This window comes from Pareuzebyella sediminis (assembly GCF_008367235.1).
In the GTDB taxonomy this organism is placed as follows: domain Bacteria; phylum Bacteroidota; class Bacteroidia; order Flavobacteriales; family Flavobacteriaceae; genus Pareuzebyella; species Pareuzebyella sediminis.
In genome coordinates, this window is sequence record NZ_VTZS01000001.1 from 621,888 (window position 1) to 638,712 (window position 16,825).

Below are 16,825 nucleotides of genomic sequence, written 5' to 3' on the forward strand. Positions count from 1 at the left end.
GAGAAAGTGGACGGTAATACCCCACACTCGCATTTGAAATTTGCTTATGGAAACATTGAAAATTAAAACAGAGGAAACCCCAAAGAAAACAAAAATGAAGATAACTGGTGCGGAGGCGATTATACATTGCCTGGTGGCGGAAGGGGTAGACCTATTATATGGATATCCCGGCGGAGCCATTATGCCTGTTTATGACGAGCTTTACAAGTTTCAAGACAAGTTGACTCATGTCTTGACCCGACACGAACAAGGGGCCACGCATGCGGCCCAAGGCTATGCCAGGGTTTCGGGAAGGGTCGGTGTAGCCATGGCCACATCTGGTCCGGGAGCTACGAATTTGGTTACAGGCTTAGCAGATGCCCAGATCGATTCCACGCCAATGGTGTGTATAACGGGTCAGGTGGCAAGGCATTTGTTAGGTTCAGATGCCTTTCAGGAAACCGATATTATTGGCATTTCCACCCCGGTGACAAAATGGAATTATCAAATAACCAAGGCTACGGAAATACCGGAGATTATGGCGAAAGCCTTTTATATTGCCAAATCGGGCAGACCAGGGCCGGTTCTCATCGATATTACCAAAAATGCACAGTTCGACGAGTTTGAGTTCAGTTATCAAAAGTGTACTGCCGTACGTAGTTACAAACCGGTACCCAAACCGGACATACCGGCTATTGAGGCTGCTGCAGCATTGATCAACAACGCTAAAAAACCATATATCATTTGGGGCCAAGGGGTCATTTTAGGCAAAGCTGAAAAACAGTTGAAGGCCCTAATCGAAAAAGCGGGTATTCCTGCTGCTTGGACCATTATGGGAGCCTCTGCCATTGAAAGCGACCATCCCTTAAACGTGGGTATGGTGGGCATGCACGGTAATTATGGACCGAACGTATTGACCAATGAGTGTGATTTACTATTGGCCATTGGCATGCGTTTCGATGATAGGGTAACGGGTGACCTGAACACGTATGCAAAGCAGGCCAAAGTGGTCCATTTTGAAATCGACAAGGCCGAAGTCAATAAAAATGTACATGCCGACATCGCTGTTTTAGGAGATTCTCGAGAAACACTTGAATTGTTACTTCCTTTTGTAAACGAAAATAAGCACGAAGCGTGGGTCAATGAATTTAAGAAGAAATATGAAATTGAATTTAACGAGGTAATCCAAAAAGATATCCATCCGACGAAAGAAGGGTTGACCATGGGCGAGGTAATCGAAGAGATTAATTTAGCTTCAGGTCATGAAGCCGTAATCGTCACCGATGTGGGGCAGCATCAAATGATTAGCTGCCGCTATGCCAAATTCAAGCACTCTAAGAGTAATATCACTTCAGGTGGATTGGGAACCATGGGCTTTGCCCTTCCCGCAGCCATTGGGGCCAAAATGGGGGCGATGGACCGGGAGGTCGTTGCCATCATAGGGGATGGAGGCCTTCAGATGACCATTCAGGAGCTAGGCGTTATCTTTCAGCACAACCTTCCGTTGAAAATAGTGGTTTTGAACAACGATCATTTGGGAATGGTTCGCCAGTGGCAAGAGCTTTTCTTCGATAGGCGGTATGCATCGACCGTGATGGTAAACCCTGATTTTGTGAAAATAGCCGAAGGATATCATATTGAAGCCAAAAAAGTAAGCCAAAGAAAGGATTTGAAGGCTACCATTCAAGAAATGATCGCTTCTGACAAACCGTACTTCTTGGAAGTAAAGGTAGAGAAGGAAGATAATGTATTTCCTATGATTCCAAGTGGAGCATCGGTTACCGATATCCGTCTCAAGTAGGTAGGGGACGACTTTTCTAGTTTTCAAGGCCACCAGCAATATATAAATGAACGACACTGAAATCTTAAAGCAACCTGAACTATATCAAGACCTTTGTCTGAAATCGAAGGAAATCGGATTTACGATGCCTTCCGATGTCTATGTGGGAAACTTGCTCAAAACTTTGGTAAGCTCAAAGCCTAAAGGGCATTTTCTGGAATTGGGTACCGGTGTGGGACTAAGCCTATCGTGGATGGTCGACGGTATGGATTCGGATTCGACTTTGGTTTCGATAGACAATGAGGATGAACTCATAGCGATAGCCCAAGATTTTTTTGGATACGATGACCGGGTAACCCTTATATGTGAAGATGGTATCGAATGGATCAATAGTTATTCGGGTAAAAGTTTCGATTTGGTTTTTGCCGATGCTTGGCCTGGAAAATACAGTGAGATAGAGAAGGTTTTGAGTTTGATCGCTTTAGGTGGATTTTACATCATCGATGATATGGCCCGCCAGCCGAATTGGCCCGAAGGCCATGAAAAAAATGTGAACCGGCTTGTGCACTATTTAGAACATAGAAGCGATTTTACCCTTACCAAAATGAACTGGTCCACGGGTTTAATTATAGCGGTTAGAACAAATAAAATGTAGGTTTTCGAGCATCGAAATCCAAATGAAAATTATGAGACAAGTAGCTCAAGACTGGAATGTTGAACTTTATAATTCGAAACACGCCTTTGTATTTGATTATGGGCGTTCCCTTATCGATGCATTGCAGCCTCAAAGCCACGAAAGAATTTTGGATTTGGGCTGCGGTTCCGGCATCTTGACCAAAGAAATTGCCGATAGTACAGGTAATGTCATAGGGGTAGACAAGTCGGCCGATATGATTGCAAGCGCACGTGCTAGTTTCCCTGAAATCTCATTCGAAATAGGCGATGTAGGTGATTTTAGTTTTAAAGCTCCGTTCGATGCTATTTTTTCGAATGCAACTTTACATTGGGTATTGCAGTCCGATCAAGCAATTGAGAATATGTATGCCAACTTGAAAAAAGGAGGTAGAATCGTATTGGAATTTGGAGGTAAAGACAATATTAAAACTATTATCCAAGCCTTACGCCATGTCCTGTCTGAAAAAGGCTTTGAGAAACAGGCAAGGGTCACGCCTTGGTTTTTTCCGTCTATCGGTGAATACACACATGCTTTGGAGCACTACGGGTTTAGGGTGACCTTCGCCCACTTGTACGACAGGCCAACGGCCCTTGTCGATTCTGAAACAGGAATTGTAGATTGGTTAATGATGTTCGCTACGGCGTTTTTTGAAGGTATGGAGGAAGATGAGGTACTTGATGTAGCGAAAGAAGTACAAAATCAGTTGAGACCAGAGCTTTTCAAATCGGGAAAATGGTATGCTGATTATAGAAGAATACGAATAATAGCCCATAAAGATTGATACGACCTTTTAAAATAAATATTTTAGTGTAGAAAGATGAAAATAAAATGGTTCACCATTTCGGTATATTCCGAAAATAACGTAGGTCTGCTGAATAGAATATCCGGTATATTCTTAAAACGACATATCAATATTGAAAGCCTGAACGTCTCCAAATCGGAGATTGATGGGGTTTCGAAATTCACCATTGTTGTGAATACCACGGAAAAATGGGTTCATAACATCGTTGGACAGATTGAAAAACAAATTGAAGTAATCAAGGCGTTTTATCACACCGATGAAGAAACTATTTACCAAGAATCGGCCTTGTTTAAAATTGCTTCTAGCCTATTGTTCGATGAACGTCGGATTCAAAATATCATAAAAGAGAACAATTCGCAAATCGTTACTGTAGCGCGTGAGTTTTTTGTTATTGCAAAGACAGGAAGAAGAAATGAAATTGATGAAATGCATGAACAGTTAAAACCGTTCGGTATTATGCAGTTTGTTCGTTCCGGTCGTATATCCGTATCCAAAGACGAAATGCAGATTACCGCTTTACTCAATGAATTCTATCAAGACAAATAACTAAATAATAATCAATACATAAATAAATTTTTCCAGTAGGGGAAATTACAATTAAAGAGCACACTTATGGCAAATTACTTTAATACACTATCGTTGCGAGACCAATTAAATCAACTTGGCAAATGTCGCTTTATGGAAGCGGCGGAATTTGCCGATGGTGTATCGGCTTTAAAGGGAAAGAAAATTGTTATCGTTGGATGCGGGGCGCAGGGGTTAAACCAAGGTTTAAATATGCGTGATTCAGGTCTTGATATCTCGTATACCCTTAGGGAAGGGGCGATCAAAGAAAAAAGACAGTCGTATATCAATGCTACTGAAAACGGTTTTACGGTAGGAACCTATCAAGAATTAGTACCTACGGCCGATTTGGTCATTAACTTAACCCCGGATAAACAGCATACCAGCGTCATCAATGCCGTTATGCCTTTAATGAAAGAAGGGGCGACACTATCCTATTCGCATGGTTTCAACATTGTAGAAGAAGGTATGCAGATTCGTGAAGACCTCACCGTGATTATGGTAGCGCCAAAATGTCCGGGCTCTGAAGTGAGGGAAGAATATAAAAGAGGTTTTGGGGTGCCTACGCTAATTGCGGTTCATCCTGATAATGACCCTCAGGGTAAGGGTCTTGAACAAGCAAAGGCCTATGCCGCCGCAACTGGTGGGCATCGTGCTGGAGTACTTGAATCTTCGTTCGTCGCAGAGGTTAAATCCGACTTAATGGGAGAGCAGACTATTCTTTGCGGGTTATTGCAAACCGGTAGTATTCTTTGTTTTAATAAAATGATAGAGAAAGGCATTGATCCAGGGTATGCTTCCAAATTGATTCAGTATGGTTGGGAGACCGTTACGGAAGGGATGAAATATGGTGGAATCACCAATATGATGGATCGTCTTTCCAACCCGGCCAAGATTAAGGCGTTCGAACTATCAGAAGAATTGAAGGATATTATGCGCCCTCTCTTCCATAAGCATATGGATGATATTATGACCGGCCATTTTTCTAAAACGATGATGGAGGATTGGGCGAATGATGATAAAAATTTATTGAAATGGCGTGCGGAGACCGGGGAAACCGCCTTCGAAAAGACGCCAGCATCCGATGATAAAATTTCAGAACAAGAATTTTATGATAATGGAGTCCTAATGGTCGCTATGGTCAGGGCCGGTGTAGAATTGGCCTATGAAAGTATGACCGAATCGGGTATTATCGGTGAATCGGCCTATTACGAATCTTTGCACGAAACACCTTTGATTGCCAACACGATTGCAAGGAAGAAACTTTTTGAAATGAACCGCGTGATTTCCGATACAGCAGAGTATGGCTGTTACCTCTTCGATCATGCCTGTAAACCACTATTGGCCGATTTTATGAAAAAGATAGACACGGATGTCATCGGCAAAAAGTACGGCGAGGGTAAAGGCAATGGTGTCGACAATGCAAAACTAATTGCAGTAAACAAAGCATTGAGAAATCACCCCGTAGAAGTCGTCGGATCAAGATTACGGGCTTCCATGACAGCAATGAAGCCTATTGTGTAATACATTTTATAGACCCTATGGACCTTTGAGGTGGTGAAGAGCCATCCTAATTATTCCCATAGGGTCTTTTCTTATGCCATATTTTCCAGACATCATTGATATCCGTAAAGCGGCAGAGGCTATCGCCAAAGTGGCCTCAATAACGCCCCTTACCCCAAGTATTCGTTTGTCGAAGCGATACGGGGCCGATATAGTATTGAAAAGGGAAGACTTACATAGGGTTCGTTCTTATAAAATTCGGGGAGCGTTTAACAAAATTAATTCGCTTACAGCTGCGGAAAGAAAAAAGGGGGTGGTTTGTGCCAGTGCAGGCAACCATGCACAAGGCGTAGCCTTCGCCTGCAACCATTTGGGGATTCCGGGTACTATTTATATGCCTTCCGTTACCCCAAAACAAAAAATCGAACAGACCAAGATGTTCGGAGGGGATTGGATTAATGTGGTTTTGGAAGGCGATACCTTCGATGATGCCTCTGATAGGGCAAAACAATACGCGCTGCACACCGATAAAAACTATATCCACCCTTTTGACGATTTTAAAGTAATCGAGGGGCAGGCCACAGTGGGTCTCGAACTTCTCGATCAAGTTGAAAAGCCTATCGACTATATATTTGTGGCTGTCGGAGGAGGAGGATTAGCTTCTGGTTTGATCGGGGTTTTTGATCAATTGTCACCGGATACAAAAATCATTGGAGTAGAACCCTTGGGTGCCCCCTCCATGAAAACATCCATTGAAAAGGGCAAGAATACAGAGCTTTCCGCGATTGATAAGTTCATAGATGGTGCAGCGGTCAAGAAGGTAGGAGACCTCACATTTAATATCTGTCGCCATGGCTTATTTGATATGGTTACCGTGGCAGAGGGCAAGGTCTGCCAGACTATTTTAGAGCTTTACAATCGCGATGCCATAGTGGTCGAACCAGCAGGAGCCTTGACCATTGCCGTTCTTGATGCGTATGCCGAGGAAATAAAAGGCAAGACAGTGGTTTGTATTCTTAGTGGCAGTAACAACGACATTACGAGAACCGCTGAAATTAAGGAAAGAGCATTGCTCTATGCCAGATTGAAACATTATTTTATTGTGCGTTTTCCGCAGCGGCCGGGTGCGCTAAAACAATTCGTAGTTGAAGTTTTGGGTCCAGATGATGATATCACCCATTTTGAATACTCAAAAAAATCAAGTCGTGAAAATGCGCCGGCCGTAGTGGGAATCGAACTGAAGGATCCGGAAGACCTTCAACCCTTAATAGAAAGAATGAAAGCCGGCAATTTTTTTGGTGAATACCTGAATGACAAACCCGATCTTTTTCAATATTTGATTTAGAATAACTAAATTATCGTCCTTACGCTCATGAAATTGAGATGGATTCGTAAGGTCTGATTTTTTATTCCTTACTTTCGTCTAAATCGCTACTAAAAATCAACAACATAGAATTAAAATGAAAACCATTCCTGAAGAATTTAAAATAGTACAACCGATAGAACAAAAAGAATATCTAATCCATGGGGAGCTTAGAAAATGGACTGGAAATCGAACCGAAGTATATTCTTCCATTTCATCTACTGAAAACTATGCACCTACTCTCTTAGGCAGTATTCCAGATATGGGCGAAACCGAAGCCTTGGAAGCTTTAGATTCAGCTATGAAAGCCTATGGTCGGGGTCAAGGGGTTTGGCCGACAATGCATGTAAAGGACCGGATTGAATGCATGGAGAACTTTGTTGAGCAGATGACGACAAAGCGTGACGAAATTGTCAAGCTACTTATGTGGGAAATCGGAAAATCATTGCCCGACTCCCAAAAGGAATTCGACCGGACTGTAGATTATATATATGATACTATCGAAGAATATAAGGACCTTGATAGGAATTCAGCAAAATTTCAGAAAAATGACGGGGTCTATGCCCATATTAAACGAGGACCTCTTGGTGTGGTACTTTGCTTAGGCCCTTATAATTATCCTTTAAATGAAACCTTCGCATTGTTGATTCCGGCAATCATAATGGGTAACACCACCATTTTCAAACCTGCAAAACACGGGGTTTTACTGATTACTCCATTGCTGGAAGCTTTTAAGAACAGTTTCCCTAAAGGGGTGGTCAATATTTTATTTGGAAGGGGTAGGGCGGTTGCCGCACCAATTATGAAGACCGGTAAGGTAGATGTGCTCGCACTGATCGGAAATAGCAAATCGGCAAATGCGCTTCAAGATCAGCACCCGAAGAGCAATCGGCTGAGATTGGTGCTAGGGCTGGAAGCCAAAAACCCGGCAATCATATTACCGGATGCTGATCTTGACTTGACCATTAATGAATGTATTACAGGAACTTTGTCTTTTAACGGCCAACGTTGTACGGCATTAAAGGTATTGTATGTACACGAAGACATTAAAGAGGAATTCCTAAAGCGGTTTTCCCAACAAGTCGATGCACTTACATTCGGTAATCCGTGGGACGATGGTGTAAAATTGACCCCGTTACCCGAACCCGGAAAGCCGGCTTACATTCAAGAACTTATAGATGATGCCGTTCAGAAAGGAGCCAAGATCCTCAACAAAAAAGGAGGGCAGCATTTTGACAATTACATCTGGCCCGCGGTATTATATCCGGTCACCAAAGAGATGCGCGTATACCAAGAAGAACAGTTTGGGCCCGTTATACCCATACTTTCTTTTGCCGACATTGAGAAACCTCTTGATGATATGGCCGAAAGTAATTACGGGCAACAAGTGAGTCTATTTGGTAAGGATGTTTATACACTTTCCCCATTGATAGATACGTTGGTCAATCTGGTCTGCAGGGTGAATCTGAACAGCTCATGTCAGCGGGGCCCTGATGTGTATCCTTTTACAGGAAGAAAAGATTCGGCGCAAGCGACCTTGAGCGTGCACGACGCCCTTCGTTCTTTTTCGATACGCACCTTTGTCGCCTTTAAAGACAATGAGTTGAACAATGAAGCCATACAACAACTGTTAGAGGCCAAATTGTCAAACTTTGTAAGTACGGATTATATACTATAACGACTTGAGTGCTACGAAAAACATAATTCATAAAGCACTTTTTGGTTTACTTGCTTGATTTGGCCATAACATTTGATGAAAAATCGAGTATTCTATGAAATATTAACGTTTTTTTTACGTTGGCCCGATTTTAGGGGTAATATACCACATAAATGTGATAATGGCGTATAGTGTTGTGGCCATTAAGCATTCTAACTTTGTATCGACTAATTAAAGCTTTCACAAATCGTAATACCTTTTGTCGGAAGCAGGTATGAACCGCTAAAAATTAGGAGAATATGAAGACAGAAAACACAAATAAAAAAGCTTTGACGGCCTTGGCGATTGGTGGATTTGGTATTGGATTGACCGAATTCGTGATTATGGGTATCTTACCCGATGTGGCCAACGGATTGGGTATCACCATCCCTCAAGCAGGGCATTTTATCGCCGCTTATGCCCTGGGGGTCGTGGTGGGAGCCCCATTGTTGACCAAATTCAGCTCAAAAATGGATGCCCGTAAAATCCTATTGTTACTTATGGGCTGGTTTACGGTGTTCAATACCGTATCGGGATTAGGGGAAAATTACCTCACCCTGCTTGTAGCCCGATTTTTATCAGGACTTCCCCATGGGGCATTTTTTGGAATAGGAGCGGTCGTTGCGGGAAAATTGGCCCGGGAAGGTAAGTCGGCCAAAGCTATTGCGGTAATGTTCTCAGGCTTGACAATTGCGAATGTAATCGGTGTTCCTGTTGGAACGTATATCGGACATCACTATGATTGGAGTATTTCATTCTATATGGTCGGCTTAGTAGGTCTGTTGGCCGTGGCCAGCATCTTTCTTTGGATGCCCAAATTGGTATCTGAAGCCCCAGAACCGTATTCAAAAGAAAACAAAGGCTTAAAAAATGGAGAACTCTGGGCGCTGATCTTGCTTACCACTATTGGTACGGGAGGGTTTTTCGCCTGGTACAGCTATATCGCCCCTTTGATTACCGATGTGGCCGGTTGGGGCGACTATATGGTGGGCTATGCGATGATATTGGCGGGTCTCGGAATGGTATTCGGAAATTTTATAGGAGCGAAAATGGCCGAGTTATTTTCTCCCCTTAAAGCAGTGGCAATAAGTTTAAGCCTGATGGTGGTCTTGCTACTGATCAATTCGATGCTGGCTTTCAACCCATATATTGTGCTTGCCATGACATTCTTGATCGGTGTGGCGGCTTTCACAGTCTCTACCCCGATTCAGATGGCTATTATCAATACCTCAAAAGGAAATGAGATGCTGGGCTCTTCGATGAACCAAAGCGCTTTCAATATGGGGAACGCCTCCGGTGCTTATTTAGCAGGACTACCCATAGCCTTTGGATACGGGGTCGTATATGCCGGGGCCGTAGGAGCTGTATTGGCCGGTCTTGGAGTGTGTATGGCCTTGGGCATTATTTTCTATCGAAGAAAGAAAGCAGGATTCAGTTTTAGAAAAATGGCCTTTAATGGTTAAAAAATGCAAAAGTGATGTGACTTTGAAGCCCTGAACCAAGTTCGGGGCTTTTTTCTATCTAGTGAAGACTGACCTTAAATCGTGATGCTTCCTTTTCTATTTCTAGCACTCCTTTGCGTTTATCATAATGCCATTGGTCGGCACCCTTGACGGAAGAGGGAGCTGTATCCCTTTGTATCCAAAAACGCCATTTGTGGTTTTTCTCTCCGGAAACTTCAAGGGTCTCCGTACCCTTATCGAAGCTAATTGTAACAGGAGTCATATAAAAGCCGTCACCCAGGGGTTCGACATAGGTCATTTTCTTGGCTTTTTCCGATAAAATATAGACGGTCACTTCTTCGGTAAAAGAAATCGAGTCCCCTTCCATGATGGGCTCCTCTGTCACCCCATGAACAGGAATAATACCTAATTCAAGTCGCTGTGCTACCAGCTTTTCAATCTTTTGCTTCATGCGCGCATCTATATCCGCTTTGTTGCTAGGCTGAACTTCCAATGTCAGATCCTCAGGAAGCATAATGTTCTTACTGCCTTTCAATACGATATGCTCATCGTCGGGTATACTAATGGTTACGTTCTTCATTTGCCAATCTTTGCCATAATTGATTTCCCCGCCTTTTTCAGCTTCGATGGAAATAGAGTTCCATCGTAGGTCATGCATCGGCTTTTGGGCGTAGGCGTTGGCATAGATGGCCGTCGTAGCCCCTTTTACATCGATATTTGATAGTGATATATTTTTGAATTCAGGGATACCGCGTTCGGGGGGCGTTACTTTTTGTGTCATTAACCTCCAGGTATCGGGAATCTCATCTTCTGGAATTTCATCCGGTATTTCAGGGTAGCTGTACTCAGGATACCAATTCAGTTCAAATTGAAACGGACTTTTTACATTATGCATGGTAATATCGTGAAAACTGATGTTCTCAATAACCCCGCCCCGTACTTGGGCTGATTTAAAGCGAATTCCAGTATTTGTTCCTTCGGCTTTTAGCCCATAGACTTCAATATTCCGCATACCCCCCGACGTTTCACTGCCGATGGTAAAAAGTCCGTGTCCGGATCGGGTAATGCAATTGCGGTAGACAATATTTTCTGCCGGACGGTTTACCCGCAAGCCATCGGCATCCCTACCTGATTTGATACAGAGGTTATCGTCATTACAGTCGATATCACAATTTTCGACGAGTATCTCCGAGGAAGAATCGGTGTTGATACCGTCTGAACTGGGCCCATAACCCCCGATATTGTTTCGAATGGTGACGCCGTTGACATGAACCCTCTCGCTGTAGGTCAGTGAAATAGTCCAAAAGCCTGAACGATGCACCGTAAAGTCTTTTAAAAGAACATCGGAAGATTTGTAGACCACAAGGGCCCTTACCCTTTTGCAATCATAATCTACGGCCCAGCGTACATTTTTACGCTCATAGTCTACCCACATACCGCCACTTCTTGGTGGATCTCCCCAAAATTTATCCCACCAGTATTTTCCGTTCCCATCAATAATTCCTTTTCCGGTGATACGCACATTGTGCTGTTCGTACACATTGACCAGAGCCGATGGCCAATCCATTTCAAATCCAGCAACCCGAGTAGGCCTTTCGGGATAGTGGCTATCATTTTGAATCGCTTTTATTTTTACCCCTTCATCGAGGTGAAGCTCTACATTTGATTTTAAAAAGAGGGCACCCGACAGATAAGTGCCGGGGGTAAATTCGACGCGGCCTCCACCTGCCTTTGCAGCCGCATCAATTGTATTCTGAATTGCCGAAGTATTTAAGGTAGTACTATCACCCACGGCCCCGAAATCAGTAACCCAAAAAGTCTTATCGGGTATACTGGTAAAATTATCAGCATAGAAAATAGTTTCAAGTTGATCGACCAAAGCACTTTTTTTAGGCTCTTGATCCGAACAACCTAGATAGACGAGAGCTAGGGTAAATACAACTGAAGTGTTTTTGATAAACTTTGCCATACGTAAAATTTTTCGCCTATTAAATCTAGTCTATGAAAATAAACCATGCAGTTTAAGCTGTAATATACATAACTAAGCCAAATACGAAAAGCGAAACCATTCTGTGGTTTGGCAATCTAAATTCTTAATAAAGCTATGAATGCAGCCACTCAAGCTTTATGGATAGAAAAGAGGCCCTTAGATAAATATCTAAAGGCCCTGACTTATTATTTGCTTAAATTTTAAATTTGTTGCGCTAACCAATCACCCACTTCACTCGTTTTGAATGATTTACCATTTTCTGCCAGGTCTTCGGTGACCATCCCTTCGGCCAAAGATTTATTGACCACTCGACGAATATGTTCCGCTTCTTCAGTCAAATTCATATCTTCAAATAGCATGGCCGCAGAGAGCACGGTAGCCAGCGGGTTGGCAATATTCTTTCCGGCTGCTTGCGGATAGGAACCATGAATGGGCTCATACAATGAAACCTTACTACCTACAGAAGACGAAGGCATCAAGCCCATAGATCCTGAAATTACCGAAGCTTCATCGGTTAATATATCTCCAAAAAGATTAGCGGTTATAATTACGTCATATCCTTTTGGCCATTGTATCAAACGCATGGCTACGGCATCGATAAACTCATAGGATACTTCCACCTCCGGATAATCCTTTTCCAAGGCCTGGACGGTTTCGCGCCATAAGCGAGAAGATTCCAATACATTGGCCTTATCCACACAGCATAACTTTTTAGATCGTTTCATGGCCATTTCAAAACCTTTTCGTGCCAGTCGTTCCACTTCAAAGCGTTGATACGTCATCGTATCAAAGGCCGTGTTTCCATCGTCTTTCCTTCCTCTTTCCCCGAAATAGACACCTCCGGTCAACTCACGAAGGATAATAAGGTCGGTTCCTTCGATTCTATCCCGTTTCAATGGGGATTTGTCGATAAGGGATGGAAAAGTAAAAGTAGGCCGTACATTCGCGAAAAGACCCAGCTTTTGCCGCATTTTCAATAATCCTTGTTCTGGTCGAACTTTGGCCGATGGGTCGTTATCAAACCTTGGATGACCGATAGCACCAAAAAGAACGGCGTCGGCATTCGCACAAATTTCATGGGTCTCATCAGGATAAGGTTCTCCCACCGCATCGATAGCAGCTGCCCCAGTTAATGCCGGTTGCCATTTGATATCGTGATTGTATTTTTTAGCAACAGCATCACAAACTTTTACCGCTTGGTCAATTACTTCGGGTCCTATACCATCTCCTGCCAATAGGGCAATGTTTAGTTTCATGTTTTCTTTTTGTTTGGTTATTTGCCTCTTGATAGAAGACAATATATTCAGATCTATTTAAATAATGTTCAACATTTTTTCAGTAGCCTTGATCGCGGAAACCGTTTGGTCGGAGTCTAGCCCCCTTGAAGTGAATTCTTTTCCATCTGTTTCCCATGTAATTATGGTTTCGCATAAGGCATCAGAGTTGCTTCCAGGAGGTATGCGTACCGCATAGTCCACTAATAACGGAAGCTTCATGTTTTGGGATTTGTAAATTTTGCGGAGGGCGTTCATAAAAGCATCGTATTGCCCATCTCCCGGTGCATTTTCCTCAAAAAGCTTTCCATTGATTTCCAAGGAAAGGGTAGTGGACGGTTTCAATCCCTTTGAGTGGGTCAAGACATACGATTTAACGAATACCTTTTGTTGGAAATCGGTATCCAAGACATCAGAGATAATGTAAGGCAGGTCATCTTTGGTAACCCTTTCCTTTTTATCGCCCAATTCAATGATTCTAGCCGTGACCTTTTTAAGCTCTTCATCGTTCAAGGTAAGTCCCAATTCTTGAAGGTTTTTCAAAATATTGGCCTTACCGGACATTTTTCCAAGGGCATATTTACGTTTTCTACCAAAACGCTCGGGCATTAAATCACTGAAGTAAAGGTTGTTTTTACTGTCTCCATCTGCATGAATTCCAGCGGTTTGAGTAAAAACATTATCCCCGACAATCGGTTTGTTCGCTGGTATGCCTACCCCAGTAAAGGCCGAAACCAATTTACTGACCTTAAAAAGCGCCTTTTCGTTTACCGAAATTTCCACTTCAGGTAAAAAATCATTGATTACGGCAATAGCGCTTGCCATGGGTGCATTTCCCGCACGCTCTCCCATGCCGTTAACCGTAAGATGTAAGCCGTCACAGCCTGCCTTAACGGCCTCCATAATATTCGCGACACCAAGATCGTAATCATTATGACCATGGAAATCTATATGCATCTCAGGATACCGATCGCGGATTTCTGAGATAAATTCAAAAGTTTCCCTATGTGTTAGAATACCAAGAGTATCGGGCAAAAGCACTCTTTTTATAGGTTGTGTAGTCAGAAAATCAAGGAACTGAAAGACGTAATCCTTGGAATTTCTCATGCCGTTACTCCAATCCTCAAGGTAGATATTATTGATGAATCCGTTCTTTTTAGCACCTTCAAAGACTTGGGCTATCTCTTCAAAATGCTGCTCTGGTGTCTTTTTTAGTTGATGTTTAAGGTGGTTCAAGGAGCCTTTCGTGAGCAAGTTTTGAACTTTGGCGCCTGCTGTCCTCATCCAATCTAGAGAGACACCCCCGTCAACAAAGGTCAGCACCTCTATCATTTCAAGGAGATTTTTTTCCGAAGCCCATTGGGTTATTTGTTGCACAGCCTGTAGTTCACCCTCAGAAACCCTTGCAGATGCAACTTCAATGCGGTCGACCTTAAGTTCCTCCAGCAACAATTTGGCCAAGGTCAGTTTTTCGGATATGGAAAAGGACACCCCTGACGTCTGTTCACCGTCACGAAGGGTCGTGTCCATGATTTCCAGCTTCTTAGCCATGAACGTGAAATTTATAAAGGTCGATCCGAAGCAAATTCGGTGATCTGATCGGTAATGTTCAGTAGGTAATCGATATCATCAAAACCATTAAGTAGATTAGCTTTCTTGTAGGCATTGATATCAAAACTTTCTTGAGCGCCCGTAGATTTAATAGTAATGGTCTGGTTAGGAAGGTTAACTTCAAACTGGGTATTCGGGTCTTTTTCGATGGCCCTAAAAACATCATCCAGAAAATCGGCACTCACTTGTACAGGAAGTACCCCGATGTTCAAACAGTTATTGCGAAAGATATCTGCAAAAAAGCTCGATACTACGCATCGAAAGCCGTAATCATAAACTGCCCAAGCCGCATGTTCCCGGGATGAGCCGGAACCGAAGTTTTTACCTCCTACCAAAATACGACCGCTGTATATGGGGTTGTTCAACACGAAATCTTTTTTCTCGGAGCCGTCGTTGTTGTAACGCCAATCCCTAAAGAGATTGTCACCGAATCCTTTTCGCTCCGTGGCCTTAAGAAACCGGGCGGGAATGATTTGATCCGTATCGACGTTTTCGATAGGAAGTGGTACTGCTGAAGAGGTAAGTATATTGAATTTATCGTACGCCATTTTGGTATTGCTTTGCGTTTATTGATTGTATAGGTTCGTAATCGGATTTTTAAGTCTTAGGCGGTTTGCATTTCCATGAGTTCTCTAGGATCTGTCACCTTACCTGTCACGGCAGCTGCAGCCGCCACTAAAGGACTTGCTAAAAGTGTACGTGCTCCGGGGCCCTGCCTTCCTTCAAAATTTCGGTTCGATGTACTGACCGCATATTTTCCGGCAGGCACCTTATCATCGTTCATTGCCAGACAAGCAGAACAACCAGGTTCTCGAAGTTCAAAGCCCGCTTCATTGAGAATATCCAACAAGCCTTCGTCTTTTATAGCCTTTTCTACCTTGTGAGACCCGGGGACGAGCCAAGCAGTAACATTATCGGCCTTTTTTCTGCCTTTTACTAAAGAGGTAAACAATCTGAAATCTTCAATGCGTCCGTTGGTACAACTGCCCAAAAATACGAAGTCGATTTTTTTCCCCATCATGCTATCGCCCTCGTTAAAGTTCATATACTGCAACGATTTTTGATAGGTAGCGACACCACCCTCTAGTGAATCTGCTTTTGGGATACCACTGGAAATTCCGATGCCCATACCAGGGTTCGTACCATAAGTTATCATGGGCTCTATATCTGATGCATTGAAGGTTATTTCTTTATCAAAGGTAGCGCCTTCATCTGTTGGCAAGGTTTTCCAGTACGCCATTGCCTTTTCCCATGCTTCACCTGTTGGGGTGAATTCCCTTCCTTTTACATAATCAAAGGTTTTCTCGTCAGGAGCGATCATACCACCGCGGGCACCCATTTCGATACTTAAATTGCAAACGGTCATTCGGCCTTCCATACTCATATCACGGAATACCTGACCTGCATATTCAACAAAATATCCGGTAGCCCCAGAGGTAGATAATTGTGATATTATATAAAGAGCGACATCTTTGGGCGTTACGCCGAAGTTCAGTTGACCTTCTACATTAATTCGCATACTTTTGGGTTTGGTCTGCATGATACATTGCGTGGCCAGAACCATTTCTACCTCTGAAGTACCTATACCGAATGCAATGGCCCCGAACGCCCCATGTGTAGACGTGTGCGAGTCACCACAAACAATGGTTGCCCCGGGTTGGGTGATTCCATATTCCGGTCCCACCACATGCACAATTCCGTTTTTTTCATGACCTAAACCCCAGTATGAGATACCGAATTCATTGGCATTTTCTTCCAACATTTTTAATTGATTGGCGGAAAGGGGGTCTTCAACGGGCAAATGCTGATTGATGGTTGGGGTATTGTGGTCTGCAGTGGCAAATGTTTTTTCGGGGTACATCACTTTGATACCCCTGTTTTTAATGCCCAAAAATGCAACGGGACTAGTTACTTCATGTACCATATGGCGGTCAATGAATAATACGTCGGGACCATTTTCGATGTGCTGAACCACATGCGAATCCCAAACCTTATCGAACAATGTTTTTTTAGCGGTCATAGTCTTTCAATTCTAAGCTTACAAAGCTAATGAATGTAACCCTTTTTAGAAATTTTTGAGCGTATAATTTACGATGTTCAACGGTGGTTCGAGAAAACATGTAG

General features: G+C 43.1%; 13 protein-coding genes. 8 read left to right on the forward strand and 5 right to left on the reverse strand.

Annotated features, from left to right (window positions below; translation table 11 throughout):
- Window positions 1–46: 46 nt before the first annotated feature.
- The 8 genes from ilvB (at window position 47) to F2B13_RS02505 (ending at window position 9,826) form a co-directional block, all read left to right on the forward strand.
- Window positions 47–1,780: a biosynthetic-type acetolactate synthase large subunit gene (gene ilvB, locus F2B13_RS02470; protein ID WP_149275698.1), complete on the forward strand. Its 1,734-nt coding sequence runs from the start codon at window positions 47–49 to the stop codon at window positions 1,778–1,780.
- A gap of 46 nt (window positions 1,781–1,826) precedes the next feature.
- Window positions 1,827–2,414 carry an O-methyltransferase gene (locus F2B13_RS02475; RefSeq protein WP_149275699.1) on the forward strand — a complete coding sequence of 196 codons (588 nt, stop codon included), beginning with the start codon at window positions 1,827–1,829 and terminating at the stop codon, window positions 2,412–2,414.
- 31 nt (window positions 2,415–2,445) lie between these two features.
- On the forward strand, window positions 2,446–3,216 hold the full coding sequence (locus tag F2B13_RS02480) for a class I SAM-dependent methyltransferase (protein WP_149275700.1): 771 nt from the start codon (window positions 2,446–2,448) through the stop codon (window positions 3,214–3,216).
- A gap of 36 nt (window positions 3,217–3,252) precedes the next feature.
- Window positions 3,253–3,783, forward strand: coding sequence for an acetolactate synthase small subunit (gene ilvN / locus F2B13_RS02485; RefSeq protein WP_149275701.1), 531 nt, complete (start codon window positions 3,253–3,255; stop codon window positions 3,781–3,783).
- A gap of 66 nt (window positions 3,784–3,849) precedes the next feature.
- Window positions 3,850–5,325 carry a ketol-acid reductoisomerase gene (ilvC, locus tag F2B13_RS02490; RefSeq protein ID WP_149275702.1) on the forward strand — a complete coding sequence of 492 codons (1,476 nt, stop codon included), beginning with the start codon at window positions 3,850–3,852 and terminating at the stop codon, window positions 5,323–5,325.
- A gap of 73 nt (window positions 5,326–5,398) precedes the next feature.
- Window positions 5,399–6,649 (forward strand): threonine ammonia-lyase, encoded by a 1,251-nt coding sequence (gene ilvA / locus F2B13_RS02495; protein ID WP_149302994.1) that lies wholly within the window; start codon window positions 5,399–5,401, stop codon window positions 6,647–6,649.
- A 115-nt stretch (window positions 6,650–6,764) separates the two neighbouring features.
- Window positions 6,765–8,345 (forward strand): NADP-dependent glyceraldehyde-3-phosphate dehydrogenase, encoded by a 1,581-nt coding sequence (locus tag F2B13_RS02500; protein WP_149275704.1) that lies wholly within the window; start codon window positions 6,765–6,767, stop codon window positions 8,343–8,345.
- A 278-nt stretch (window positions 8,346–8,623) separates the two neighbouring features.
- On the forward strand, window positions 8,624–9,826 hold the full coding sequence (locus F2B13_RS02505; protein WP_149275705.1) for an MFS transporter: 1,203 nt from the start codon (window positions 8,624–8,626) through the stop codon (window positions 9,824–9,826).
- A 58-nt stretch (window positions 9,827–9,884) separates the two neighbouring features.
- Here the strand turns inward: F2B13_RS02505 and F2B13_RS02510 are convergent, their stop codons facing one another.
- The 5 genes from F2B13_RS02510 to leuC form a co-directional block, all read right to left on the reverse strand.
- Window positions 9,885–11,795, reverse strand: coding sequence for a glycoside hydrolase family 28 protein (locus tag F2B13_RS02510; protein WP_149302996.1), 1,911 nt, complete (start codon window positions 11,793–11,795; stop codon window positions 9,885–9,887).
- Between the two features lie 221 nt (window positions 11,796–12,016).
- Window positions 12,017–13,072, reverse strand: coding sequence for a 3-isopropylmalate dehydrogenase (gene leuB / locus F2B13_RS02515; RefSeq protein ID WP_149302998.1), 1,056 nt, complete (start codon window positions 13,070–13,072; stop codon window positions 12,017–12,019).
- Window positions 13,073–13,129: 57 nt separating this feature from the next.
- The gene (locus tag F2B13_RS02520) at window positions 13,130–14,641 is read right to left on the reverse strand and encodes an alpha-isopropylmalate synthase regulatory domain-containing protein (protein WP_149303000.1); all 1,512 of its coding nucleotides are present in this window, start codon (window positions 14,639–14,641) and stop codon (window positions 13,130–13,132) included.
- An 11-nt stretch (window positions 14,642–14,652) separates the two neighbouring features.
- The gene (gene leuD, locus F2B13_RS02525) at window positions 14,653–15,249 is read right to left on the reverse strand and encodes a 3-isopropylmalate dehydratase small subunit (protein ID WP_149275709.1); all 597 of its coding nucleotides are present in this window, start codon (window positions 15,247–15,249) and stop codon (window positions 14,653–14,655) included.
- Window positions 15,250–15,305: 56 nt separating this feature from the next.
- A complete protein-coding gene (gene leuC, locus F2B13_RS02530) occupies window positions 15,306–16,721 on the reverse strand; it encodes a 3-isopropylmalate dehydratase large subunit (RefSeq protein WP_149303002.1) in 1,416 nt (471 codons plus the stop codon).
- Between the last annotated feature and the right edge of the window lie 104 nt (window positions 16,722–16,825).

Bases quoted from the DNA above. Each gene is read 5' to 3' on its own strand.
- ilvA (WP_149302994.1), top strand. From the start codon at position 5,399: ATGCCATATTTTCCAGACATCATTGATATCCGTAAAGCGGCAGAGGCT.
- ilvB (WP_149275698.1), top strand. From the start codon at position 47: ATGGAAACATTGAAAATTAAAACAGAGGAAACCCCAAAGAAAACAAAA.
- F2B13_RS02510 (WP_149302996.1), bottom strand. From the start codon at position 11,795: ATGGCAAAGTTTATCAAAAACACTTCAGTTGTATTTACCCTAGCTCTC.
- F2B13_RS02475 (WP_149275699.1), top strand. From the start codon at position 1,827: ATGAACGACACTGAAATCTTAAAGCAACCTGAACTATATCAAGACCTT.
- ilvC (WP_149275702.1), top strand. From the start codon at position 3,850: ATGGCAAATTACTTTAATACACTATCGTTGCGAGACCAATTAAATCAA.
- ilvN (WP_149275701.1), top strand. From the start codon at position 3,253: ATGAAAATAAAATGGTTCACCATTTCGGTATATTCCGAAAATAACGTA.
- F2B13_RS02520 (WP_149303000.1), bottom strand. From the start codon at position 14,641: ATGGCTAAGAAGCTGGAAATCATGGACACGACCCTTCGTGACGGTGAA.
- leuC (WP_149303002.1), bottom strand. From the start codon at position 16,721: ATGACCGCTAAAAAAACATTGTTCGATAAGGTTTGGGATTCGCATGTG.
- F2B13_RS02500 (WP_149275704.1), top strand. From the start codon at position 6,765: ATGAAAACCATTCCTGAAGAATTTAAAATAGTACAACCGATAGAACAA.
- F2B13_RS02480 (WP_149275700.1), top strand. From the start codon at position 2,446: ATGAGACAAGTAGCTCAAGACTGGAATGTTGAACTTTATAATTCGAAA.
- leuD (WP_149275709.1), bottom strand. From the start codon at position 15,249: ATGGCGTACGATAAATTCAATATACTTACCTCTTCAGCAGTACCACTT.
- F2B13_RS02505 (WP_149275705.1), top strand. From the start codon at position 8,624: ATGAAGACAGAAAACACAAATAAAAAAGCTTTGACGGCCTTGGCGATT.
- leuB (WP_149302998.1), bottom strand. From the start codon at position 13,072: ATGAAACTAAACATTGCCCTATTGGCAGGAGATGGTATAGGACCCGAA.